The 22,658-nt window shown below is 74.4% G+C and carries 22 protein-coding genes and 1 pseudogene; 12 read left to right on the top strand and 11 right to left on the bottom strand.

Annotated features, from left to right (window positions below):
• The first annotated feature begins 64 nt into the window (after positions 1–64).
• The 5 genes and pseudogenes from ACFYOP_RS25800 to ACFYOP_RS25780 all read left to right on the top strand — a co-directional run bounded on the left by ACFYOP_RS25800 (position 65) and on the right by ACFYOP_RS25780 (position 6,101).
• Positions 65–1,333 (top strand): DegT/DnrJ/EryC1/StrS family aminotransferase, encoded by a 1,269-nt coding sequence (locus tag ACFYOP_RS25800; RefSeq protein ID WP_388452919.1) that lies wholly within the window; start codon positions 65–67, stop codon positions 1,331–1,333.
• Positions 1,326–2,714 (top strand): annotated as a pseudogene (locus ACFYOP_RS25795) (lipopolysaccharide biosynthesis protein); the annotation flags it as partial. The gene ACFYOP_RS25800 and the pseudogene ACFYOP_RS25795, both read left to right, overlap by 8 nt.
• Positions 2,715–2,776: 62 nt before the next feature.
• Positions 2,777–4,567, top strand: a complete 1,791-nt coding sequence (locus ACFYOP_RS25790; RefSeq protein WP_356894201.1) for a glycosyltransferase — start codon at positions 2,777–2,779, stop codon at positions 4,565–4,567.
• Positions 4,564–5,034: a hypothetical protein gene (locus ACFYOP_RS25785; RefSeq protein WP_356894203.1), complete on the top strand. Its 471-nt coding sequence runs from the start codon at positions 4,564–4,566 to the stop codon at positions 5,032–5,034. The genes ACFYOP_RS25790 and ACFYOP_RS25785 overlap by 4 nt, the downstream gene beginning before the upstream one ends.
• Complete coding sequence (locus ACFYOP_RS25780; protein WP_356894205.1) at positions 5,031–6,101, top strand: glycosyl hydrolase; 1,071 nt, start codon at positions 5,031–5,033, stop codon at positions 6,099–6,101. Before ACFYOP_RS25785 ends, ACFYOP_RS25780 begins: the two co-directional genes overlap by 4 nt.
• A 33-nt stretch (positions 6,102–6,134) precedes the next feature.
• Here the strand turns inward: ACFYOP_RS25780 and ACFYOP_RS25775 are convergent, their stop codons facing one another.
• From ACFYOP_RS25775 to ACFYOP_RS25760, 4 genes are all read right to left on the bottom strand, one after another.
• Positions 6,135–6,932 (bottom strand): polysaccharide deacetylase family protein, encoded by a 798-nt coding sequence (locus tag ACFYOP_RS25775; RefSeq protein ID WP_356894207.1) that lies wholly within the window; start codon positions 6,930–6,932, stop codon positions 6,135–6,137.
• 33 nt (positions 6,933–6,965) lie between these two features.
• Complete coding sequence (locus ACFYOP_RS25770; RefSeq protein ID WP_356894209.1) at positions 6,966–8,582, bottom strand: glycosyltransferase; 1,617 nt, start codon at positions 8,580–8,582, stop codon at positions 6,966–6,968.
• Positions 8,583–8,625: 43 nt separating this feature from the next.
• Positions 8,626–9,708 (bottom strand): GNAT family N-acetyltransferase, encoded by a 1,083-nt coding sequence (locus tag ACFYOP_RS25765; protein ID WP_356894211.1) that lies wholly within the window; start codon positions 9,706–9,708, stop codon positions 8,626–8,628.
• 137 nt (positions 9,709–9,845) lie between these two features.
• A complete protein-coding gene (locus ACFYOP_RS25760; RefSeq protein WP_356894213.1) occupies positions 9,846–10,535 on the bottom strand; it encodes an aspartate/glutamate racemase family protein in 690 nt (229 codons plus the stop codon).
• A gap of 51 nt (positions 10,536–10,586) precedes the next feature.
• Between ACFYOP_RS25760 and ACFYOP_RS25755 the strand changes: the two genes are divergently transcribed.
• Positions 10,587–11,507: an NAD(P)H-binding protein gene (locus ACFYOP_RS25755; RefSeq protein WP_356894214.1), complete on the top strand. Its 921-nt coding sequence runs from the start codon at positions 10,587–10,589 to the stop codon at positions 11,505–11,507.
• A 101-nt stretch (positions 11,508–11,608) separates the two neighbouring features.
• Here ACFYOP_RS25755 and ACFYOP_RS25750 read toward each other — a convergent pair whose 3' ends face one another.
• The 6 genes from ACFYOP_RS25750 to hutU all read right to left on the bottom strand — a co-directional run bounded on the left by ACFYOP_RS25750 (position 11,609) and on the right by hutU (position 17,682).
• Complete coding sequence (locus ACFYOP_RS25750) at positions 11,609–11,791, bottom strand: hypothetical protein (protein ID WP_356894216.1); 183 nt, start codon at positions 11,789–11,791, stop codon at positions 11,609–11,611.
• Between the two features lie 4 nt (positions 11,792–11,795).
• Positions 11,796–11,957, bottom strand: a complete 162-nt coding sequence (locus ACFYOP_RS25745; RefSeq protein WP_356894218.1) for a hypothetical protein — start codon at positions 11,955–11,957, stop codon at positions 11,796–11,798.
• 23 nt (positions 11,958–11,980) lie between these two features.
• Positions 11,981–13,228, bottom strand: coding sequence for an imidazolonepropionase (gene hutI, locus ACFYOP_RS25740; protein ID WP_356894220.1), 1,248 nt, complete (start codon positions 13,226–13,228; stop codon positions 11,981–11,983).
• 34 nt (positions 13,229–13,262) lie between these two features.
• Positions 13,263–14,600 carry a formimidoylglutamate deiminase gene (locus ACFYOP_RS25735; RefSeq protein WP_356894222.1) on the bottom strand — a complete coding sequence of 446 codons (1,338 nt, stop codon included), beginning with the start codon at positions 14,598–14,600 and terminating at the stop codon, positions 13,263–13,265.
• On the bottom strand, positions 14,591–15,796 hold the full coding sequence (locus ACFYOP_RS25730; RefSeq protein WP_356894365.1) for an allantoate amidohydrolase: 1,206 nt from the start codon (positions 15,794–15,796) through the stop codon (positions 14,591–14,593). Before ACFYOP_RS25730 ends, ACFYOP_RS25735 begins: the two co-directional genes overlap by 10 nt.
• Positions 15,797–16,005: 209 nt before the next feature.
• Positions 16,006–17,682 (bottom strand): urocanate hydratase, encoded by a 1,677-nt coding sequence (hutU, locus tag ACFYOP_RS25725; RefSeq protein WP_356894224.1) that lies wholly within the window; start codon positions 17,680–17,682, stop codon positions 16,006–16,008.
• 109 nt (positions 17,683–17,791) lie between these two features.
• Between hutU and ACFYOP_RS25720 the strand changes: the two genes are divergently transcribed.
• The 6 genes from ACFYOP_RS25720 to ACFYOP_RS25695 all read left to right on the top strand — a co-directional run bounded on the left by ACFYOP_RS25720 (position 17,792) and on the right by ACFYOP_RS25695 (position 21,990).
• Complete coding sequence (locus ACFYOP_RS25720; protein WP_356894226.1) at positions 17,792–19,108, top strand: diaminopimelate decarboxylase; 1,317 nt, start codon at positions 17,792–17,794, stop codon at positions 19,106–19,108.
• A gap of 68 nt (positions 19,109–19,176) precedes the next feature.
• Complete coding sequence (locus ACFYOP_RS25715) at positions 19,177–19,641, top strand: SRPBCC family protein (protein ID WP_356894228.1); 465 nt, start codon at positions 19,177–19,179, stop codon at positions 19,639–19,641.
• Positions 19,642–19,836: 195 nt separating this feature from the next.
• The gene (locus ACFYOP_RS25710) at positions 19,837–20,238 is read left to right on the top strand and encodes a hypothetical protein (RefSeq protein ID WP_356894230.1); all 402 of its coding nucleotides are present in this window, start codon (positions 19,837–19,839) and stop codon (positions 20,236–20,238) included.
• The gene (locus ACFYOP_RS25705) at positions 20,235–21,011 is read left to right on the top strand and encodes a transcriptional regulator (RefSeq protein WP_356894232.1); all 777 of its coding nucleotides are present in this window, start codon (positions 20,235–20,237) and stop codon (positions 21,009–21,011) included. The genes ACFYOP_RS25710 and ACFYOP_RS25705 overlap by 4 nt, the downstream gene beginning before the upstream one ends.
• A gap of 79 nt (positions 21,012–21,090) precedes the next feature.
• Positions 21,091–21,477, top strand: coding sequence for a roadblock/LC7 domain-containing protein (locus ACFYOP_RS25700; protein ID WP_356894234.1), 387 nt, complete (start codon positions 21,091–21,093; stop codon positions 21,475–21,477).
• Between the two features lie 141 nt (positions 21,478–21,618).
• A complete protein-coding gene (locus tag ACFYOP_RS25695; RefSeq protein WP_356894236.1) occupies positions 21,619–21,990 on the top strand; it encodes a hypothetical protein in 372 nt (123 codons plus the stop codon).
• Positions 21,991–22,003: 13 nt separating this feature from the next.
• On the opposite strand, the gene ACFYOP_RS25690 is transcribed toward ACFYOP_RS25695, so the two are convergent.
• Positions 22,004–22,570 carry a hypothetical protein gene (locus ACFYOP_RS25690; protein ID WP_356894238.1) on the bottom strand — a complete coding sequence of 189 codons (567 nt, stop codon included), beginning with the start codon at positions 22,568–22,570 and terminating at the stop codon, positions 22,004–22,006.
• Positions 22,571–22,658: the final 88 nt, after the last annotated feature.

The raw sequence follows: 22,658 nt of genomic DNA, 5'->3' as shown, positions 1-22,658 counted from the left end.
CGCGTTATTGACGGGGCAGTCCTGATTGGTCCACATTGGCCCAGGGGCAAGTGGGGGGAAGCACATGGCTCTTGGGGAGGGCTGCCCACAGGCGTACGCACCGCTCGAAGAGCTGATGCGACGGCGTCTGGGCAGAGAGTGCCTGTACGTGCCGTCGTGCCGTCTCGGGCTCTACCTCGCGCTGCGCCACTGGTGCCGGCCCGGCGACCGGGTTCTGATGTCGCCGGTCAACGACGACGTGATCTTCTTCGTGGTGCTCGCGGCCGGACTGCGTCCCGTGCAGGCCCCGCTGCGGGCCGACGACGGGACGATCGACGTCGCGGCCGTCCCCGAGTCCGTGTGGCGCGGCCTGTCCGCCGTCCTCACCACCAATCTGTACGGCAGCCCGGACCCCGCTCCCGAACTGCGCGCCCGCTGCGACCGGTCGGGCATCCCGCTGCTGGAGGACGCGGCGCACGCCATCGGCACCCTCGTGGCGGGCAGGCCCGTCGGCAGCTTCGGCGACGCGTCGGTCTTCAGCCTCTCCAAGCACACCGGCGCAGGCACCGGCGGATTCCTCACCGTCGCCGACCCGGCGGTCCGGGAGGACCTCGCGCGAGCCAGGGACGCGCTCCTCACCCCCGCGCGGCTGCCGGCGGAACTGGCGTACGGCCTGCGCCCGTACGCGGAGGCCGGCCTGCGCGGCCTGCGGCTGACCGGCGCGGCGCGGGCCGCCCTGCGGCTGTTCGGCCGCCAGGAGCGTACGGACATCAGGATGGCCCTGCGGCCCGAGGAGCTGGCGCGTGCGCTGGAACTGGCGCCGTCGCTCGACGCGTTCGACTCCTGGGCGCGGGTCGACATGCACGGCTACCGGCTCGCGCCCGGCCGGATCAGGATGCGGCGCACCCAGCGGCTGCTGGCGGGCCTCGACGAACGCCTCGCCGCCCATCTCCGAGGTACGCAGCGGCTGTCGGACACCCCGTGGGCCGTGCCGCGGCCGGGCCCGGCCCAGCCGATGTTCCGGGTTCCCCTGCTGGTGGAGGACCGGGCCGCTGCGGCGGCGGCGCTGGCCCGCCGCCGGATCGCCGTGGGCTACCTCTACGATCCGCCGCTCGACGTCTACGCGGGCGACCACTTCACCGACGCCTCGCCCGCGCCGGCCGCCGCCGCCTGGTTCGCGCGGCACGCACTGCCGGTGGACCCGCTCCGGGCGGACCTGGTCGCGGCCGTGCTGGAGCGGGCCGGGGTGCGCCCGGCCCGGCCGCCGCTGTTCGCTCCGGGCCGGGCGCCGGCCCGTATCCCGCCCGACGTCCTGCGCCGCCCGGCGCCGCCCCGGAGCGCCCCAGGTGCCTGAAGCCCCCCGCCTCAGGGCGCCCGCGACCGGTGCCTGCACACCTCCGCCGGACGCCGGGCCGGGCGCCTGCACGCCTCCCCGGGACGCGGGGCCGGGCACCGGCACGCCTCCCCGGGACGCGGGGCGCGGCAGCGGGGACTCGCTGTTCCGGAACGCGTACGCGCTGATGCTCTCGACCGGGGTCTCCGCCGCGCTCGGGCTCGGATTCTGGCTGGTGGCGGCCCGCCATTACTCGCAGGAGGCCGTCGGGCAGGGCTCCGCCGCCATCGCCGCGATGCGGCTGCTCGCCTCCCTCACCGCCACCACCATGATCGGCGCCGTCGTCCGCTACGTGCCCCGCGCCGGGCGCGGCACCGGGCCGCTGGTGTGGCGGGCGTACGCGTTCAGCTCACTCGTCGTGGGCGCCGCCTGTGCGGCGTTCCTGTTCACGCTGGACCTGTGGGGCCCCTCCTACGCGCCGCTCGGCGGTCTCGCCGCCGGACTCCTCTTCACCGCCGCCTGCGTCGGCTGGGCGCTGCTGACGCTGCAGGACGGGGTGCTGACCGGGCTGCGCAAAGCCGTGTGGGTGCCCGTCGGCAACACGGTGTTCTCGACCGGCAAGCTGCTGCTGCTCGTCGTGTTCGCGGGCAGCCTGCCCGTGCTGGGCATCTTCGTGTCCTGGGCCGTCGCGATCGCCCTGTCCGTGCTGCCGCTCGGCTGGATGGTCTTCCGCCGGCTGATCCCCCGGCAGGCCGCCGCCGACCGCGACCGCGAGCCGCCCGGCCTGCGCGACATCGGCCGCTTCCTGGCCGGCGATTCGGCGGGAGCCCTCTTCTCCCTGGCGATGATCAATCTGCTGCCGGTGATGGTCGCCGTCAGCTTCGACGCCGCGCACAACGGCTTCTTCTACATCGCCTACACCGTCGGCGGCACGATGGAGTTCATGGCCATCAACATGGCCTCCTCGCTGACCGCGCACGCCTCGCACAGCCCCGAGACGCTGGCCGCCGGGGTGCGCGGCGCGCTGCGCCGGATGGCGCTGCTGCTGGTGCCGCTCGTGCTGTTCCTCGTCGTCTTCGCCCCGTACATCCTGGCCCCGTTCGGCGCGGACTACGCCGCGCACGGCACCGGTGTGCTGCGGCTGCTGGCCGCCGCCGCGCTGCCCCGGGTGGCCGTCGAGCTCTACATCGGAGTCCTGCGGGTCCAGGGCCGTACGGGGATGCTCGCCGCGCTCCAGGCCGCCATGTGCGTGCTGGTCCTCGGCAGCGCGGCGCTGCTGATGGGACCGGCCGGTATCGCGGGAGCGGGCTGGGCGGTGCTGCTGTCGATGACGGCGACGGCCCTGGTCTGCGTACCGGGGCTCCGCAAGGTGCTCGTCACCGCCGGGCCGCACAGGCCGGCGCCCCCACCGACGCGCCGAACGACGTGATCAGTCAATCCGATCGAACGACCTGGGGGACCAGCGTGCGCCAGTCCGTCACCTCGGACGCCGAGCCGGCGGCCGAACCGTCCGAGCCGCCCGCCGCTCCGCCCCCGCGCGTGCCTTGGGGATCGGCGCTGCCCCTCGCCGGCGCGCTCGCCCTGTGGGTGTACGCCGTCCTGCGCACCGACCCCGCCGACATCGGCGACTTCGGGCTGCTCGACGCCCTGCCCGCCGCGTACTGGGCGGCGCTCGCGCTGCTGACCGGCGGCTTCTGGCACTGCGTACGCGACCCTCGGCGCGGCGGCGGCTGGCCGCTGGCGTACGTGGTCGGGCTGCTGCTCATGGAGCGGGCCACGCAGGCGCTGGTCTACCCGACGCCGCTGTACGCGTGGGCGTGGAAACACGACGCCGTCGTGGAGCATCTGCTCACGGCGGGCCGGCTGGAGACGACGGGCGCACACCTCGGCGACATGGCCGTCTACGACCAGTGGCCCGGGTTCTTCGCCGCGCAGGCGGCGCTCGTACGCCTCACCGGCGCGGCGGACGCGGCCGCGTACATGGCCTGGTGGCCGCTGGTGTCCGGCCTGCTGCTGCTCGCCCCGCTGGTGCTGGTCTACCGCACCTTCACCCGGGACCGCCGGCTCGTCTGGACCGCCGTCTGGCTCTTCTGCGTCGCCAACTGGCTCGGCCAGGACTACTTCTCGCCGCAGTCGATGGCGTTCGCGCTGTATCTGGGCGTGATCGCGATCGTGCTCCGCCACGGCGAGCGGCGGGAGGGCCGACTCCTGTGGACGCTGCCGCTCGTCCCGCTGATCGTGGCGGTCGTCGTATCCCACCAGCTCACCCCGGTGATGCTGGGGGCCGGACTCGCCGTGCTCTGCCTGACCCGCCGCCACCGGTCGTGGGCGCCGCTCGTCACGCTGGCGGTGGTGTTCCTGGCGTGGAACCTGACCGTCTCGCTGCCGTTCCTGCGGGAGGCCGTCCCCGAGATGATCGGCTCCTTCGGCGATGTGCGCGGCAATCTGGAGACGGGTTACGGGTCGACGCCGACCGGCACCGGGCCGGTGACCGTGTCCTGGGTGGCGCGCCTGCTGTCGGGGGCGGTCCTGCTGCTCGCCGCGTTCGGAGTGCTGCGCCGCAAGGCCCTGCGGACCGGGGCGCGTCCACTGCTGCTGCTCACCGGGGTCCCGCTGCTGCTGCTCGCCGCCAACGACTACGGCAGCGAAATGATCTTCCGGGTGCTGCTGTTCATGCTGCCCGGTGCGTGCTTCTTCGCGGCGGCGGCGCTGCTGCCGCGGGACATGGGCAAGGCGGCCTTCGGCACCGGGAAGGGCACGCGGCGCCGGACCGTGGTCACCGGAGCCGCCCTGCTGGTGCTCACCGCCTCGTTCGTGCCCGCGTACGCCGGAAAGGACCGGCTCAGCTACTTCCCGCCCGCAGAGGTCGAGCTCGTGCGCCAGGTCATCGACGGTGCGCCGCGCGGCTCGCTCGTCGTCGCCGCGCACCGCAACCACCCGCTGGCGTACGCCTCCTACTGGGAGGTCGACCACTACTGGTTCCTCGAGGACGCCAGGAGCCATGTCGAGGAGATCCGCGACGATCCGGCGGGCACGCTCGCCCGCGACATGGGGGGCGTCGCGCCGCCCGGCCGGGCGTATCTTCTGCTCACCCGAGGTCAGATCGCGAACTCCGAGATGAACGGCATCCTCGACGCCGAGGAGTTGCGGCGCATCGAACGGTCCGTCGCCGCCTCCCCGCTGTTCGAGCGGGTCGGCGGCAACAGCGCCGGAGTCGTCTACGAACTCAGGCGCACGACAGGAGACCCCTCATGAGACCCAGTGGTCCGACGGCCCTGCGGCTGCTGCCCCCGCTCGTCGGCTGGTGCGCGGTGGCCGCCACCGCGCTGCCCGCGGCGTCGCCGCTGCGTACGCTCCTCGTCGTCGCGTTCGTGCTCGCCGGTCCGGGCGCGGCCGTCGTCCGCGTCTGCGCGCCCGCCCTGCGCCGGTTCGGGGCGGCGGGGCACGAGGACGGGCGCGGCATAGGTCGGGACGATGGTCGCGAGGAGGGCTTCGCCCGCGACTCGGACCGGCTGGAGCAGCTCGTACTGGCTCTCTTCCTGAGTGTGAGCGCCACCGTGATCTGCGCGACCGCGCTGCTCGCCGCCGGGGCCTTCAGCGGCCTGCGCGTGCTCGTGCTGCTCGCCGCGGTGACCACGCTCGCGGCGTGCTGCCCGCGGCTCACCGGCCGCGCCCCGGACGCCCGCGCGTCGTCCCCGCCCCGCAACGGGCCCGCCGCGTGACGCGCCCCGCCGCCGGTGCCCGGCCGACGGGCCGCCGGCCCTGGTCCGCCGCCCTGGTGGTGCTCACGGCGGTGGTGCTGTGCGGGGTGCTCGCCCTCACGTACGCCGGCCCGAAGGACGGCATGCACCCCTCGCCCGACAGCCCGCGGTGCGTCGCCACCGAACTGCTGGTGCCGCGCTGCGGCGCGTGGTTCGGCGCGTACGTACGGCACGACAAGACCGACCTGGAGGAAAGGGTCCTCGCCTACGAGCGGCGGCTCGGCCGCACGCTGGACATCGTGTACACGTACCACGACATGTCCACCGACGGGCTGGAGGGACAGCTGCTGACCGAGCAGGAGCAGCGCGTCGGGCAGGACCGGTTGCTGCTGCTGTCGTGGGAGAGCAAGTGGTGGAACGGCGCGCCCGGCCGGCAGCCCACCTGGCGGCAGATCGCCGACGGCCGGCTCGACCGGAGCGTGATCGACGTCCAGGCGCGGCGGATCAAGGCGTACGGGAAGAAGGTGTTCCTCTCCTTCGACCTGGAGATGGACACCCGCACCCCCGCCAACGGGACGCCCGCCGAGTACGTCGCCGCCTACCGGCACATCCACGACCGCTTCCGCGCGCTGGGTGTGGACAACGTCGTCTGGACCTGGATCATCACCGGCTACACCGGGCACGGCGAGCTGTTCCCGCAGCTGTATCCGGGGGACCGGTACGTCGACTGGATCGGCTACAACCAGTACAACTACTTTCGCTGCCACCGGACTTCGTGGAAGAGCTTCGAGGAGACGCAGACCGCGTCGCACGCGTGGATCAGGCGGCACATCTCCGACGACAAGCCCCTGATGCTCTCCGAGTTCGGCACGGCCGACGATCCGGCCCGGCCCGGGGCGCAGGCCGAGTGGTACGCCGATGTGCCGCGCGTCGTCAAGGAGTTGGCGGGCGTGCGCGCCGCCCTGCAGTGGAACCATCGCGATCCGGGGCCGGGCTGCGACCTGTCCCTGGCCGGGGAGTCGTCGTGGCAGAGCCTGCGCAAGGCCGCCGCGGACCCGTACTTCCGGCAGCGGGTGCCGCGCGGCTGACCGCGTCGGCGGACGCCGCGGGGTCTCGCCAGGTCAGCCCGCGAACCGGCGGCCCCGCACCACCGCGCGGGTCCGCCGGTACAGCCGCCAGCCGACCGTCGGCAGCGCGTCGGGGAACGGCGCGACCGGCACCCCGCCGCCGCCGGACATCCACGCCTCGACGTCCGCCGCGGTGTGCGTGCGGCGCACGATCAGCCGGGCGATGCGGTACGGCTCGTCGGCCGGTGAACTCAGCGCGTGACGCACCGCCGCCGCCGACGCGTACCCGGCCGCGGCGGCCGCCCTGCGGACGGCGCGGCTGTTGTAGCCGTGCGGATAGGCGAGATGGGCCACCGGGTGTCCGAGCACGCCCTCCAACTCCGCTTTGGGGCGTCGCAGTTCGTGGTCCAGGGCACGGGGCGCAAGCGTGTCGAGCTGTGGGTGGGTGTCCGTGTGCGCGCCCACCTCGATGCCGTACTGCTCCAGCAGCGGAGCCTGCGACAGGGTCATCATCGGCGCGGGCGGCAGCAGGCTGGTCCGGCCGGGGGTGACGGCCCCGGTGGTGAGATACGCGGTGGCCGGCATGCCGCGGTCCGCGAGCGTCTCGGCCGTCGGTCCGGGGAGATCGGCGAAGCCGTCGTCGAAGGTGAGGACGACGGGCCGCGGCGGCAGCGGACCGCCGCCGCTGAGCGCGTCCACGAGCGTGCCGACGGTGACCGGGGTGCGGCCGCTCGCGGCGACGGCGTCCAGATGCGCGCCGAACTGCCGTCGCGCCACGGTGAATTCGGCGATCCAGGCGGGCGGGTCGTCCATGACCGCGTGGTACAGCAGGACGGGGATCGTGTCCGGCATCGTCAACGTCTCCCCGCTCCGGCGACCCGCATCTCAGACGCTCCCCGGCCCGGCGTCCGGCAGCTCGGCGCCGCGCAGCCGCAGCCGTGCCCGTGCGTAGCCGAGCGGTCCGGCGAGCATTCCCCGGCGCTCCAGCCGGGACAGATGGCGCGGCCACGGATGGTCCCGCCTCCCGTGCGGTCCCGGCGCCGGGGCCGGGGCCGCCGTACCGGCGCCCGCCTCGCGGTGGGCGGTGATCGCACGGGCGTGGGCAAGGCCGGCGGGGAGGCGGCGCAGCAGCGCGGGCAGCAGACCGGGGCGGCGGACGAGCAGGGCGGTCAGCGCGGCGGTGAGGCCGACTCCGTACCCGTACGCCTGGTCGGTCAGGTCCTGCCAGGTCTCCCGGTGGTGGTGCCACACCAGCGCCTCCGGCGAGTAGCGCAGCCGGTGGCCCGCCGCGAGGACGGCGACGAACGCGTACAGGTCGTCGCCGCCCCGGGCGGGCGTGCCGGTGCCGGTGGCCGGGTCGAAGCCGCCGATGCCGCGCAGCGCTGCGGCCCGGAAGGCCATGTTCGCGCCGGAGCCGAAGCTGCCCGCCGTGAACGGGAACAGCGGCTGGTCGGCGGGCGGGTGACGCGGATCGTACGTACGCGGCTCGAAGCCCTTGGCGAAACCGCCGTGGCTCTCCAGCAGGATCTGTGCGGGGGTGCGCAGCCGGGCGGGCAGAATCAGCCCGGTCGTACAGCCGAGCCGCGGGTCGCCGGCGAACGGCCTGGTGAGCGCGGTGAGCCAGTGCGGGTCGGCCACGACGTCGTCGTCGGTGAAGGCGACGACCAGGCCGTCGGCGACGGCGACGCCCCGGTTGTGCGCGGTGGCGAGCCCGGGCACCGGTTCGCGGACGTACCGGACCTCGACGGTTTCGAGCCCGGTGTACTGGTGCCGGACGAGGTCGCGGGTGGCGGTCGTCGCGGAGGCGTTGTCGACGACGACGATCTCGAAGTCCGGGTGGTCCTGTGCGAGCAGCGAGTCGAGCGTACGGGCCAGCCGGCCGGCACCGTCCCTCGTGGCGACGACGACGCTGGTCCGGGGCAGGTCACCGCCGTCCGGCGGCGGGGCGGCCGGCTCCCGGCCCGCCAGCCGGGCACGGGCGGCCGCCGCGACGGCGTCGACGGCGCTCCGGCCCGGCGGCACCCGGCAGACGACGGCGTCGACGGGCCGCCCGCGCAGCCGCACAAGCGCGAAGACGTCGCCGTCCGCGCCCGGTCCGCCCGCCGCCTGGACGTCGCCGCCCACGTCGGGCCCGCCCGCCGCCGGAACGTCGCCGCCCACGTCGGGCCCGCCCGCCGCCGGAACGTCGCCGGCCGCGCTGGGCCTGCCCGCTGCCGCATCACCGGCCGCGCTGGGCCTGCCTTCGCCCGGCCGGTCGCCGCCCGTACCGGGCCCGCCCGCCGCCAGCCGGTCGTCACCGCTGCCGCCGCACGGCCGGTCACCGTCGCCGCTGCCGTCACCGTCGCCCCGCGGCCCGGCCGTCTCGTCCCAGCTCGGGCCGCCCGGGGCCGGGCCGAAGGAGAGGGCCGGGCCGTCCGGGCCGGCCAGGTCGAGCTGGACCACGCGCATCGGCGCCGGCGGCCGCGGGCGGGCCGGGGCCGGTCTCCTCGAGCTGCTCAGCATCCGTGTCCCCCTCGTCGTACGCCCGGACCGCGCCCGGGCCCCGTCAGCGTCCGCCCCGCAGCCGGGCCGCCCCGTTCAGCGCCCGCCGGGCCCGCGCGGCGAGCCGGGGATGGTCCCGTACGAACCCGTGGGCGCGGCGCACCGGTTCGCGGCCGAGCCAGTACAGGCCGGCCCGTGCGCCGGGCCGCAGCGTCGCGCCCTCGTGGACGCGCAGCTCGCCCGTCTTCAGGGCGTCCTTGTACTCGGCGGCCCCCCGCCCCAGGTCCAGCAGCGCGATGCCCTCGCCGGCCGCGGCCTCCGCCATCCGCAGGTGCAGGACCAGTCCCGGCGAGTACTTGGCGAACTCCGGGTCGTACGCCGGGAACCAGCAGGACAGCACGGTGTGCGAGCGCAGCCCGAAGTGCGCGGCGACCGGCCGGCCCTCCGCGTACAGCACCGAGAGCACGCCGCGGCAGCCACCGGCCCCCGGCGACTCGTGCAGCCGGCGCACCAGGGCGCTGATCCAGCGCTGGGCGAACCGGTCCCGGCGGCCGGTCCTGCGGTACTGGGCCGACTTCCAGGCCATGAGGCGGCGCAGCGCGGCCGGGTCGCGCTCGTCGAAGACGAACCGCACGCCGCCCGCCTGCCGTTCCAGCCGGCGTTCCTTGGCGAGGGTGGTCCGCAGGAACTTGGGCGAGTGGTCCCGCAGCCGCCGCTCGTAGGCCGCGTATCCCGCGCCGACGTCGATGACGGGCGAGCCGAACCTCTCGGCGGCGTCCGGCTCGAAGAGCTTCTGGCCGGCCTCCAGGTTGTCGAACTCCCAGGCGGCCAGCGAGCAGGCCCGCAGCAGCTCACGGGGGTCGATGCCGAGGCCGGGCCGCAGCACCGCGCCCTGGCAGTCGGACACCCCGAGCCCGATCGCCCGGCCCTGGCCCAACGGCCCCTGCTCGTACGGGAAGAACCCGGCCGCTTCCCCGCCCTGCCACAGCACGGCCACCCGGGCCCGCGCCCGGACGCGGCCGACGGCGAGGGTGAACTCCGGTTCCATGAACGGGTTCGCGGGCGTGCCGGTCGAGGCGCGCAGCTCCCGCCACGCCTCCGTGTGCCCCGCGCCCAGCTCCCCCGGCGTCACGACCTTGATGCGCACATCATTCAACTCGACCCCCCAGTCCTGCTCTTGAGCTTTCAACGAGCTGCCCCGAAGAGGACGCTACCGGGCGAAATCCCGATACGACAGGGAGCGTCACGGTTCTTCTGGCGCGTGCGTCTCCGGCCGCGCGCCCCTCAGGCGAGCGCGGCCGCGACGGCCGCCTCGGCGTGCAGCCGGGTCGTGGGGAACACCGGGACCGGGCTGTCGTCCGCCCCGATCAGCAGCTCGATCTCGGTGCAGCCGAGGACGACGCCCTCGGCCCCGGAGTCGACCAGCTCGTCGATGACCTTCCGGTAGGCGGCCCGCGACTCGTCGCGCACGACGCCGAGGCACAGCTCCTCGTAGATGACCCGGTGCACCAGCGCGCGCCCTTCGGCGTCGGGCGTGAGGACGTCGAGGCCGTGCCCGGCGAGGCGTCCTCGGTAGAAGTCCTGCTCCATGGTGAAGGCGGTGCCCAGCAGACCGACGCGGGTGAGTCCGGCGGCCCGTACGGCGTCGGCGGTGGCGTCGGCGAGGTGCAGCAGCGGCACGCGGACGGCCGCCTGGACCTGACCGGCGACCTTGTGCATGGTGTTGGTGCAGATCAGCAGCAGATCGGCGCCCGCGGCCTCCAGGCCCCTGGCCGCCTCCGCCAGGATCTCGCCCGCGTGCTCCCACTCCCCCGCGGACTGCAGCTTCTCGATCTCCGCGAAGTCGACGGAGTGCAGGACGCACCGCGCCGAGTGGAGGCCGCCGAGCCGGTCCCGTACGAGCTCGTTGACGAGCCGGTAGTACTCCGCGCTGGATTCCCAGCTCATGCCGCCGATCAGCCCGATGGTTCGCATCCGCCCACTGTCGCATGTCGCGCGGCATGAACCCGGGGCCGTTGACGAGACTTGGGCCGACACCGGCCGGACCCAGGGAAGGACACCGCCATAGCCCCAGTCATCGCAGTCACCGGAGCGAGCGGCCGCGTCGGCGGCCGGGTCGCGCGCCGGCTCTCCGGCGCCGACGCCGCGACGCGGCTGATCGGCCGCGATCCGACTCGGCTGCCCGAGCTGCCGGGCGCGGTGCCCGCCCAGCCCGCCGAGTACGGCGACGGGGAGGCGATGCGGCGGGCGCTGGACGGCGCCCGGACCCTGTTCCTGGTCTCCGCGCACGAGTCGCCGGGCCGGGTGAAGGAGCACTGCACGGCGGTGGACGCGGCGGTCGCGGCGGGCGTCGAGCGGATCGTGTACGTGTCGTTCACCGGCGCGGCGCCGGACGCGACGTTCACCTTCGCCCGCGACCACTGGCACACCGAGCAGTACATCCGCTCCTGCGGGGTGCGCCACACGTTCCTGCGGGACAACCTGTATCTGGGCGCGCTCCCGGCGATGACCGGCTCCGACGGCGTGCTGCGCGGACCCGGCGGCCAGGGCCGGGTCGCCGCCGTCGCCCACGACGACATCGCCGACTCGGCGGCGGCCGTGCTGCTGGACGGCACCCGCACGCACGACAGGGTCGTGTACGACCTCACGGGGCCGGCCGCGTTCACCCTCGCGGAGGCCGCCCGGGCCCTGAGCGAGGTCTCCGGACGCGACGTCACCTACCACCCGGAGTCCCGCGAGGAGGCGTACGCCTCCCGGGCCGGCTACGGCGCCGAGGAGTGGGAGGTGACGGGCTGGGTCACCTCGTACGAGGCGATCGCCGCCGGCGAGATGGCCGGCGTCTCCGACGCCGTCCCCCGGCTGACCGGCCACCCGGCCCAGGGCCTGCGCGACTACCTGGCCGCCCACCCGAGCAGCTGGCGCCATCTGCTGCCGGGCGCGCCGTAGGGCCATGGCCGGCGGATCGGCCTCGGACAGGCAACGGCGTGCGGGCGTGCGGGCGTGCGGGCCCCTGGAGCCGCCACGGCAGCCGTGGCGGCTCTGCGCGGTCAGGCGGCGGCCAGTTCCTCGGCCACGGCCACGGCGAAGGCGTCCACGTCGTCCTCGATGGTGTCGAAGCACGTCTCCCCCTGCCGGTCCGCCGGGGCGAGCCCGAACGCCAGCCCCCAGCTCGCCGACGCCTGATACAGCTCGCCCGGGACGAGAACCAGCGCTCCGGTCAGCAGGACCATGCTGTCAGACGAGTGCCCCGTGGCCCGCGCCGAGCGCGAAGACCAGACACGACGCGCCCAGCGACCAGCCCGCCCAGCCCGCCCAGCCCGCCCAGCCCGCCCAGCGGAGCATACGGGCCGCTCCGGCGGTGGTCCTGGCCCCCTTGCTGACGACGACCTGGAACATCAGGACCAGGACCGTGTCGAGGATCAGACGGCGCGCCGGCCCGCCCGCCAGACCTGGTGCACCAGGGGGACGCCCGGGCGGTAGGCCAGATGGACATGGCTGGGGGCGTCGAGGAGGACGAGGTCGGCGCGGGCGCCGGGGGTGAGGCGGCCGACGTCCGTGCGGCGCAGGGCCGCCGCGCCGCCGGCCGTCGCGGACCACAGGGCCTCGTCCGGGGTCATCCCCATGTCCCGTACGGCCAGGGCGATGCAGAACGGCACCGAGGAGGTGAACGACGAGCCGGGGTTGCAGTCCGTCGACAGGGCGACCGTCGCGCCCGCGTCGAGGAGCCGGCGGGCGTCGGGCCACTGGGCGCGGGTGGAGAACTCGGCGCCGGGGAGGAGCGTCGCGACGGTCGAGCCGTTCGCGAGCGCGTCGACGTCGGCGTCGGTGAGGTGGGTGCAGTGGTCGGCGGACGCGGCGTCCAGCTCGACGGCGAGCTGCACACCGGGGCCGTAGGTGAGCTGGTTGGCGTGCACGCGGGGCAGCAGGCCCTTGGTCCGGCCCGCCGTGAGGACCGCCCTGGCCTGGTCGCCGTCGAAGGCGCCCTTCTCGCAGAAGACGTCCACCCAGCGGGCGTGCGGGGCGCAGGCGTCGAGCATCTCGCCGGTGACGAGCGCGACATAGGCGGCGGGATCGTCGGCGTGGTCGGGGGACACGATGTGGGCGCCGAGGAAGGTGACCTCGTCGGTGTGGCGGGCGGCGATCCGCAGGGCGCGGGCCTCGTCCTCGACGGTGAGCCCGTAGCCGGACTTGGTCTCCATGACGGTGGTGCCCTGGCGCAGGGCCTCCGCGAGATAGCGGGCGACGTGGGCGTCGAGCTGTTCGTCGGTCGCGGCGCGGGTGGCGGCGACGGTGGTGCGGATGCCGCCCGCGGCGTACGGCTGCCCGGACATACGGGCGTTGAACTCGGCGGTGCGGTCCCCGGCGAAGACGAGGTGCGAGTGGGAGTCGACGAAGCCGGGGATGACGGCCCGGCCGCCGGCGTCGAGCCGGTTGTCAGTGGCGGGTGCTTTGCTCTTCTCACCGACCCAGACGACACGGTCGCCGTCGATGACGACGGCCGCGTCCTGGATCAGTCCGAGAGGGGTTCCGTCACCGAGGGAGGGGTCGTTGGTGACCAGGCTGGCGATGTTGGTGATGACGGTGGCCGTCGCCGCGACGGCGCTGTTCGTCGTCGCGGGGGCGGGCGTCGCCGGGGCGTTGTTCGTCGTCTCGTGGCCGCTGTTCATGATGCGGGGGTCTCCTTCAGCCGTGCGGTGCGGTTCAGCGGTGCAGAGCGGCGATCGCGTCCGTCAGGGCCCGTGCCGCGTCGGGGACGGCGGCATGGACCCCGTCCCGTACGATCCGGCGGCCGCCCACGACCGTGTGGCGCACATCCGCTGCCGACCCGGCGAATACCGCTGTCTCAGCTGCCAGACGCGGCGGCGGTCCCGCTGTCCTGACGGTGTCCAGCGCGAGGGTGGTGAAGTCCGCGAGTGCGCCCGGTTCGAGTCGGCCCGCCTCGTGCCAGCCGAGCGCCGCGTGCCCGTCGGCCGTTGCGGCCCGCAGCAGGGCCGCCGCCGTCCAGTGGCCGCGGGTGCGCGAGCGCAGGCGCTCGTCGAGTTCCATGGCCCGCGCCTCCTCGAAGAGGTCGATCACCGCGTGGCTGTCGCTGCCGAGGGACAGCGGGGAGCCCGCCGCCTGGAGGGCGGGGGCGGGTCCGATGCCGTCGGCGAGGTCGCGCTCGGTCGTGGGGCACATGCAGGTGCCCGTCGCCGTGCGGCCGAGCAGCGCGATGTCGTCGTCGGTGAGGTGCGTGTTGTGGACACCGGTGGTGCGGGCGCCGAGGACGCCGTGGTCGGCGAGCAGCCGGGTCGGGGTGCGCCCGTGCGCGGCCCGGCAGGCGTCGTTCTCCGCGGTCTGCTCGGAGAGGTGGACGTGCAGGGGCGCGTTCCGGCCGGCCGCCCAGGCGGCGACCGTCGGCAGCTGGGCCGCGGGTACGGCGCGCACGGAGTGGATCGCGGCCCCGATGCGTACGTGCTCGCCGTCCTTGAGGCCGTCGGCCCGCTCGGCCCACGCGTCCGCCGTGCCGTCGCTGAAGCGCAGCTGGTGGCGGTCGGGGGCCTTGCCGAAGCCGGCGGACAGGTACGCGGTGTCGAGGAGGGTGATCCGGATGCCGGCCTCGCCGGCCGCCGCGATCAGCGCCTCCCCCATCGCGTTGGGCTCGGCGTAGGGCACGCCGCCCGGCGCGTGGTGCAGATAGTGGAACTCGCCGACGGCGGTGATGCCGGCGAGCGCCATCTCGGCGTAGACGGCGCGGGCCAGCGCGAAGTACGTGTCCGGCGTGAGCCGGGCGGCCACGTCGTACATGACCTCGCGCCAGGTCCAGAACGTGCCGGATCCGACCTGCACCGTCCCGCGCAGCGCCCGGTGGAAGGCGTGGGAGTGGGCGTTCGCCAGGCCGGGGAGGGTCAGCCCGCGCAGCACCTCCGCGCCCGGCGGCGGGGTCTCCACCCCGCCGCGTACGGCGTTGACGCGGCCGTCCGCCACGTCGAGGGCGACACCCGGTTCGACGTGGTCGCCGAGCCAGGCGTGTTCCAGCCAGTAGGTGGTCACCTGCACGCCAGGCCCTCCAGTACGTCGGCGAGTGCGAGCACCCCGGCCACGCAGTCGTCCTCGGCCGCCGACTCGGCCGGGGAGTGCGAGACCCCGGTGGGGTTGCGTACGAACAGCATGGCGGTCGGGACGGACGTGGAGAGGATTCCCGCGTCGTGTCCCGCTCCGGTGCCGAGCACGGGGACGGCGCCGCCGAGGATCTTGTTCAGCTCGTCCCGCAGGGCGTGCTCGAACTCGATCACGGGCGTGAACGACTCGCGTACGACGGCGAGGTCCACGCCGTCGCGCGCCGCGCGCTCCCGGGCCGCCTGCTCGACGGCGGCGACGACCGTGTCGAGCGTGGCCTGGTCGGGGGCGCGGGAGTCGAGCCAGCCGCGGACGAGGGACGGGATGGCGTTGACGCCGTTCGGCTCGACGGAGATCTTGCCGAAGGTGGCGACGGCGCCCGCGAGTTCCGCCTCGCGGCGGGCGGCGAGCACGGTCTCCGCGTACGTCAGCATCGGGTCGCGCCGGTCGGCGAGCCGGGTGGTGCCGGCGTGGTTGGCCTCGCCGGCGAAGTCGAACCGCCAGCGGCCGTGCGGCCAGATCGCGGACGCGATGCCGACGGCGTCGCCGGTCAGGTCCAGGGCGCGGCCCTGCTCGACGTGCAGTTCGACGAACGCGCCGATCCGGGACAGGCGTTCGGGATCGGGGCCGATGGCGGCCGGATCGTACCCGGCCGCCTCCATGGCCTGCGGCAGGCTGATCCCGTCGGCGTCCTCGAGGCCGTACGCCTTCTCGCGCGTCAGCTGCCCGGCGGCGAGCCGGGAGCCGACGCAGGCGAGCCCGAACCGGGCGCCCTCCTCGTCACCGAAGTTGGTGACGGCGACCGGGCGGGTGAACTCCGCACCCCTGCGGCGGAGTTCGTCGATCGCGGCGAAGGAGGACACGACACCGAGGGGCCCGTCGAAGGCGCCGCCGTCGGGGACGGAGTCGAGGTGCGACCCGGTGACGACGGCGTCGCCCGCGGTCACGTCCTTGTATGTGGCAGCACCCAGCCAGGCCCACTGGTTGCCGTTGCGGTCGACCTCGCAGGCGAGTCCGCGCCGCGTGGCCTGCGCCTCGAACCAGGCGCGGCAGTCGGCGTCGGCGGCGGTCCATGCGTAGCGGCGGTAGCCGCCGGTGTCGGCGTGGCGCCCGATGCCTCGCAGGTCGCGCCACATCTCGTGGAAGGAGGTGTGACCCTGCGGTGCCTTTTCACCGTTGCCCGGGGCTGCGCCCCGGCCCCCGCCCGTGGCTGCGGCCTCCCGGGCTCCGCCCGGGGCTCCGGGCGCGCGGTCCGTGCGCTCTGCCGCCGCGCCGGTGGCCGCCGGCCGTCCCGGTGGGCGCGCCCCGGGGAGCGGGCGGTCGTGGCCGCCGGGACCGACGGCGGTCATGCGTCACCCTCGCGCATCGGGATGCGGACGCCCTTCGCGTCGGAGACCGACTCCGCGATGTCGTAGCCCGCGTCGACGTGCCGGATGACGCCCATACCGGGGTCGTTGGTCAGCACCCGGCGGATCTTCTCGCCCGCGAGCTTGGTGCCGTCCGCGACCGACACCTGGCCCGCGTGGATGGAGCGGCCCATGCCGACGCCGCCGCCGTGGTGGAGGGAGACCCAGGACGCGCCGGACGCGACGTTCACCATCGCGTTGAGCAGCGGCCAGTCCGCGATCGCGTCGGAGCCGTCGAGCATCGCCTCGGTCTCGCGGTACGGGGAGGCGACGGAGCCGCAGTCGAGGTGGTCGCGGCCGATCGCCAGCGGGGCCGCCAGCTCGCCGCTCGCCACCATGTCGTTGAAGCGTTCGCCGGCGCGGTCGCGCTCGCCGTAGCCCAGCCAGCAGATCCGCGCCGGCAGTCCCTGGAAGTGGACCCGCTCGCCGGCCATCTTGATCCAGCGGTGCAGGGACGCGTTTTGAATGGACTCAGCCTCCGGGAAGAGGTCGAGCATCGCCTTGTCGGTCTTCGCGATGTCCGACGCCTCGCCCGACAGGGCCGCCCAGCGGAAGGGGCCCTTGCCCTCGCAGAACAGCGGCCGGATGTACGCCGGGACGAAGCCGGGGAAGGCGAAGGCCCGGTCGTATCCGGCCAGTCGCGCCTCGCCGCGGATCGAGTTGCCGTAGTCGAAGACCTCGGCGCCCGCGTCCATGAAGCCGACCATGGCCTCCACGTGCCGGGCCATCGACTCGCGGGCGCGGGTGGTGAAGCCGGCCGGGTCCTTGGCCGCGTAGGAGGCCATGTCGTCGAAGTCGACGCCGGCCGGGAGGTAGGAGAGCGGGTCGTGGGCCGAGGTCTGGTCGGTCACGATGTCGATGGGCGCGCTCTCGGCGAGCATCCGGGGCAGCAGTTCCGCGGCGTTGCCGAGCAGGCCGATGGAGAGCGGGCGGCGGGCGTCCCTGGCCTCGACGGCGAGGGACAGCGCGTGTTCGAGGGAGTCGGCGCGCACGTCCAGGTAGCGGTGCTCGATGCGGCGCTCGATGGCGCGCGGGTCGCAGTCGACGCAGATGACGACGCCGTCGTTCATGGTGACGGCGAGCGGCTGGGCGCCGCCCATGCCACCGAGGCCGGCGGTCAGCGTGATCGTGCCGGCGAGCGTGCCGTTGAACTTCTTGGCGGCGACGGCGGCGAAGGTCTCGTAGGTGCCCTGGAGGATGCCCTGCGTGCCGATGTAGATCCAGGACCCGGCGGTCATCTGCCCGTACATGGTCAGGCCGAGCTGTTCGAGGCGGCGGAACTCCTCCCAGTTCGCCCAGTCGCCGACCAGGTTGGAGTTGGCGATGAGGACGCGCGGGGCCCATTCGTGGGTCTGCATGACGCCGACGGGGCGGCCGGACTGGACGAGCATCGTCTCGTCCTGCTTGAGGGTCCGGAGCGTGCGCACCATCGCGTCGAAGGAGCGCCAGTCGCGGGCCGCCTTGCCGGTGCCGCCGTAGACGACGAGCTTGTCGGGGTGCTCGGCGACCTCGGGGTCGAGGTTGTTCTGCAGCATCCGGAGGGCGGCCTCCTGCTGCCATCCCAGGGTGCTCAGCTCGCTGCCGCGCGGTGACCGTACGGGGCGGGGTCCTGACATGGCGATGCCTCCTCGCGAGAATGTGTCGATTTTCTATTCACATACTCGCTTCCTGAATAGACGTAGTCAACAGCTGCGGCGCGACCCGCCGGATGATTGGCTGGCCGGCATGACTGCCGACCGCCGGAACCTGGCCGTGAGAGCGGCCGTGGAACAGGGACTTCTCACCGAGGAACAGCCCGTGACCGCCCTGCTCGACGTGGCGGGTATCCGCTCGTCCGTGGCGGAGCTGCGGACCGCTTTCGCCACCGTCACCGACGCACCGGTGCTGCACGCCTTCGCCGTCAAGGCCGCCCCGCTGGTGCCCGTCCTGGCGCTGCTGCACGCGGAGGGCATGGGCGCGGAGGTCGCCAGCCCCGGGGAACTGGCCCTGGCGCGGGCCGCGGGGCTGCCGCCGGAGCTGATCGTGCTCGACTCCCCCGCCAAGACCGCCACCGAGCTGCGGGAGGCCCTGGACCTCGGCATCGCCGTCAACGCGGACAACTGGCAGGAGATCGCCCGCGTCGACGCCCTGCTCGGCGCGGGGCCGTCCGCCTCACCACTGGGCCTGCGGGTGAATCCGCAGGTCGGGGGCGGCTCGATCGGAGCCCTCTCGACGGCCACCCCGACCTCCAAGTTCGGCGTCGCCCTGTGCGACGAGGGCGCCAGGGACCAGGTCGTACGCGCCTTCCTCGACCGCCCCTGGCTGACCCGGCTGCACGCCCACTCCGGCTCCCAGGGCATGCCGCTGGCCCGGATGACGCAGGGCATCCTCGCGGTGTACGACCTCGCGGAGGAGATCAACGCGGCGGCGGGCCGGCAGCAGATCGACACCGTCGACATCGGCGGCGGCCTGCCGGTCAACTTCGCCTCCGACGACCACACGCCCACCTTCACCGAGTACGCCGCCCTGCTCAAGGAGCGCGTCCCCGGACTGCTCGACGGCAGATACGGCCTGGTCACCGAGTTCGGCCGTTCGCTGCTCGCCAAGCACGGCACGGTCCTCGCCCGGGTCGAGTACGCCAAGACCGCCGGGTCCAGGCCGATCGCGGTCACCCACGCGGGCGTCCAGGTCGCCACCCGTACCGTCTACGACCCGCTGTCCTGGCCGCTGCGCATCGCCGCGTACGACGCCAAGGGCCGGCCCAGGACGGGCCCCGGGGTCGACCAGGACGTCGCGGGCCCTGCCTGCTTCGCCGGCGACCTGCTCGCGGAGCGGCGCTCGCTGCCTCGACTGGAGGCGGGCGACGTCATCGCAGCACTCGACACCGGCGCGTACTACTTCTCCAGCCACTACGGCTACAACAGCCTGCCGAGGACCGCCGTGCACGGCTTCACCGCGGGACCCGACGGCGGGGTGCGGTTCGCCGCCGTACGGGAGGCCCAGAGCGTCGAGGCCATCGTCGCGGAGTCCGGCGGCGCGCAGCGGGACGCGCTGCTCGGCTGACCGCCGGGCGGAACCGGACGTCCCGCGCAACGAGCGCGATTGTCACAGGCCGGTGCTTCCATGGACGCATGACTACCAAGAGCGTCGTCGTCGAGCGCCTGGTCCTGGCGCCTCCGGAGACCGTGTGGCGCGCGCTGACCGACGTCCAGGGCTGGGAGAGCGTGCTCAGCGGCGTGGAGCGGATCGAGGTGCTCTCCAGCGGCCCCTTCGGCGTCGGCACCCGGTGGCGCGAGACGCGGCGGATGATGGGCAAGGAGGCCACGGAGGAGATGTGCGTGACGGCCTGCGAGCCTCCCGAGCGCTATGTGGTGGAGGCCGATTCGCAGGGCACGCACTACGTCTCGGAGTGCAGGCTGCTGACGGCGGGGCCGGAGACGACCACGGTCCGGCTCTCCTTCGGCGCGGAGCCGCCCGGCGGCTTCATGGGCGTGCTCGCCAAGCTCCTCGGCGGCCTCGGCGCCAGGGCGGTGCGCAAGGCGCTGGCCGGCGACCTCGATGACGTGGCCGCCGCCGTCGAGCGCCGCGGCGCCTGACCGGGGCCTGCCCCCGGCAGGCCCGCCACGGGCGTCACGGTGGGGTGCCGAAGAGGCGCGCGGCAGACCTTATCGGGCGCTGGCATGTTCCGCTGGAAAATGCCAGAACTGCCCCCCCGGAGGGGGCACGTTGAGTAACCTCTCCGTCACTGCCGCGTTCGTGCGCGGCACACCGAGGCGGGGAGGGGAGTCCGCGTGCCCGGAATCGACGAGTGTCTGCTGCAAGCCATGGTGGTGCCGGGGGCCCGGGGAGCCTCCATCGTGGACTGGACCAGCGGGCTCGCCCTCGGCGCCGTCGGGGAGACCCCCGGCGGCGACCACGAGGCGACCGCGGCGGAGACGGCCGAACTCGCCAGGATGGCCGCCGAGTACCCGACGTTCGCGCCCGACGAGACCCCGGAGCCCGACGGGGCCAAGGGGTTGCCCGTCGAGGACCTGATCGTCACCACCCGCACCGGCTACCACGTGATGCGGTTCGTGGAGACCACGTTCGACAGCAGTGTGTTCCTGCATCTGTGGCTCGACCGGGACACCGGCAATCTGGCGCTCGCCCGGCTGCGCCTCGCGGACCTCGCAGAACGGCTGGTCCTCGGATGACCGCGGCGGCCAGGGCCGTCTCCCCCATGCTCGTACGGCTGGCGGAGGAACGGGCCACCGGCGTCCTGGTCCGTGACCACGGCGTCCTCTACCTCGCCGACGGCGAGGTGGTGCACGCGGAGAGCCCGGCCGCGCCCGGCCTCGACGTCCTGCTGACGGCCGGCGGCCACCTCGCGCCCGAGGGGTGGGAGGAGGCCGTCGCCAGGGCCGGCGCACGCCGCGAGGTGGCGCGCTTCCTCGTCGAGAGCGGCCGGGTCACCGACGGCGCGATGGAGATCTGCCACCTCGGCGCCCTCCACGACGCCGCCTTCTTCGCACTCTCCCCCGGCAGCGGGCCGACCCGTTTCCGCTACGGCGTCGCGCACTGGATCGGCAGGGTGCGTCCCGTACCCGCCGCGGCCGTCGTGCGGGAGGCGCGGCGGCGGCGCGGCCTGCTCGACTCCGTGTGGCCGCACCCGGAGGTGGACACCGCGCCCCTGCGGCGCCGGCCGCGCGGCCACGGCGCGTGCGTCGCCACCCGCCGGCAGCGGACGCTGCTGGATCTCGCCGACGGTGTGCGCACCCCCTCGGCGATCGCGCGGGCCGCCGGCCGGCCCGCCTTCAACACCCTGGTCGAGGTACGGCGGATGGCGGCCGCCGGGCTCGTCGAGACGCCCGCTTCTGCCGAAGCGCCCGCCCCGGCCCCCCTGCCCGACTGGGTCGCCGCCTTCTCCGCCGACCCGGACATCGCCCTGTTACGCCGACTCCGCGACGCTCTGGAGGCAAGCCTGTGACACCTCGCACGACCCACCGGGCCCTGCGCACACCGTCATGAGGCGCGTTTTGCGGCAGCGTGCCGAGAGGAGACAGCTCATGACGGCCGAGACCGAGGTGCTCGGTGAACTCAGAAGGCTGCGCGCCCGCGTGCCGCAGCTGACCGGTGTGCTCGCCGCGAGCGTCGACGGCCTGGTCCTGGCGACGGACACCGCGGAGGCCGAGAGCGTCGCCGCGCTCACCGCCGCCGCGCTCGGAGTCGCGATGCGGCTGACGGAGACCACCGGGCAGGGCGGCTTCAAGGAGCTGCTCGTCCGGGGCGATGCGGGTTACGTCGCCACCTACGCGGCCGGCTCGTCGGCCGTGCTCACCGTACTGGCCGAGCCGCGCATCAACGTGGGCCGGCTCCACCTCGAGGCCCGCCGCGCCTGCACCCGTATCGGGGCACTGGTGGACGCGGCCCTCGAACGACCCCAGGAGGCCTGACCGATGGCCGCCGACGCCCCCACGGATCCCCCCGCGCGAAACCGCGCCGCGACCCCCCGCACCACGACCGCCCGCACCAGATCCAACGCGAGAAGCAACGCCGGAACGACAACCGACCGACGGAAGGAACGTGCGCCTGCCATGGCCAACACCGAGACCGCGCTCAAGGAAGCAACCACCATCGAGGGCGCCATCGGCGCAGCCCTCGTCGACTACACCAGCGGCATGGCGCTGGGCACCATCGGCGGCGGCAAGGACCTCGACCTGACCGTCGCGGCCGCCGGGAACACCGACGTGGTCCGCGCCAAGGTCCGCACCATGGAGCACCTGGGCCTCAAGGACGAGATCGAGGACATCCTGATCACCCTCGGCTCGCAGTACCACCTGATCCGCCTGATGAAGAGCCGCGGCGCCAACGGCCTCTTCCTGTACCTGGCGCTGGACAAGGACCGCGCGAACCTGGCGATGGCCCGCCACCAGCTGAAGAAGATCGAGTCCGAGCTGGAGGTCTGAGCCGGCCCCCGCCTCAGCTCCGGCGACGCCGTGCCCCTCCGGGCGCGGCGTCGCCGGCGGCGATCCCCGTCGTACGGAATCCCTTGACGGGCTTGCCGACCGCGCCCTTGGCCACCCAGTCGGTACGCATCCACAGCAGCGTCTCCGCGACGCGCTCACGGCGGCCCAGCCACACGGCCTTGAGCCACAGGCCCGCCCCGGCGCCCGCGAGTACCGCTCCGCCCGCGGCGGGCAGGACCAACGAGCTCGCCAGGGCGGCCAGGAAGACGAGCAGCAGCCACCAGCGGCGGGCCCGCCGCACCACCCGCAGCGTCACCCGGCGGTCCTGGAGCACGTCGTGCCGTCCGGCACGGGTCGCACAGCCCGCGAGATGCGTGTAACGGCGGCGCCTGGCCAAAGCGACCCCGGCGGCGGTGACCAGGAACAGCGCGGCCCCGGTCAGGACGCCGATCCGGCGTCCGGTGAGCCCGGGCAGCAGCAGCCCCGTACCGGCGGCGACAATCCCCAGCCACCACAGGGGCGCCGCCCCGGCTCTCACGACCACCGCCACCCGCGCCAGCGACTGCGTCCCGCGCCCCACGTCCGTGCTCCCTCCGAGAGATCCAATGCCGTGGGCGCGGAGATTAGCGGCCGTATCTGAACGCCGTCTGAGAAACGGCCCGATCCGA

This window comes from Streptomyces sp. NPDC006294, from assembly GCF_042870895.1.
Classification (GTDB): Bacteria; Actinomycetota; Actinomycetes; order Streptomycetales; family Streptomycetaceae; genus Streptomyces.
This window is presented reverse-complemented; position numbering and strand designations above follow the sequence as displayed.

Bases quoted from the DNA above. Each gene is read 5' to 3' on its own strand.
- ACFYOP_RS25800 (WP_388452919.1), top strand. From the start codon at position 65: ATGGCTCTTGGGGAGGGCTGCCCACAGGCGTACGCACCGCTCGAAGAG.
- ACFYOP_RS25785 (WP_356894203.1), top strand. From the start codon at position 4,564: ATGAGACCCAGTGGTCCGACGGCCCTGCGGCTGCTGCCCCCGCTCGTC.
- ACFYOP_RS25775 (WP_356894207.1), bottom strand. From the start codon at position 6,932: ATGCCGGACACGATCCCCGTCCTGCTGTACCACGCGGTCATGGACGAC.
- ACFYOP_RS25770 (WP_356894209.1), bottom strand. From the start codon at position 8,582: ATGCTGAGCAGCTCGAGGAGACCGGCCCCGGCCCGCCCGCGGCCGCCG.
- ACFYOP_RS25760 (WP_356894213.1), bottom strand. From the start codon at position 10,535: ATGCGAACCATCGGGCTGATCGGCGGCATGAGCTGGGAATCCAGCGCG.
- ACFYOP_RS25750 (WP_356894216.1), bottom strand. From the start codon at position 11,791: ATGGTCCTGCTGACCGGAGCGCTGGTTCTCGTCCCGGGCGAGCTGTAT.
- ACFYOP_RS25745 (WP_356894218.1), bottom strand. From the start codon at position 11,957: ATGTTCCAGGTCGTCGTCAGCAAGGGGGCCAGGACCACCGCCGGAGCG.
- hutI (WP_356894220.1), bottom strand. From the start codon at position 13,228: ATGAACAGCGGCCACGAGACGACGAACAACGCCCCGGCGACGCCCGCC.
- ACFYOP_RS25730 (WP_356894365.1), bottom strand. From the start codon at position 15,796: ATGTGGCGCGACCTGCGAGGCATCGGGCGCCACGCCGACACCGGCGGC.
- hutU (WP_356894224.1), bottom strand. From the start codon at position 17,682: ATGTCAGGACCCCGCCCCGTACGGTCACCGCGCGGCAGCGAGCTGAGC.
- ACFYOP_RS25720 (WP_356894226.1), top strand. From the start codon at position 17,792: ATGACTGCCGACCGCCGGAACCTGGCCGTGAGAGCGGCCGTGGAACAG.
- ACFYOP_RS25715 (WP_356894228.1), top strand. From the start codon at position 19,177: ATGACTACCAAGAGCGTCGTCGTCGAGCGCCTGGTCCTGGCGCCTCCG.
- ACFYOP_RS25705 (WP_356894232.1), top strand. From the start codon at position 20,235: ATGACCGCGGCGGCCAGGGCCGTCTCCCCCATGCTCGTACGGCTGGCG.
- ACFYOP_RS25700 (WP_356894234.1), top strand. From the start codon at position 21,091: ATGACGGCCGAGACCGAGGTGCTCGGTGAACTCAGAAGGCTGCGCGCC.
- ACFYOP_RS25695 (WP_356894236.1), top strand. From the start codon at position 21,619: ATGGCCAACACCGAGACCGCGCTCAAGGAAGCAACCACCATCGAGGGC.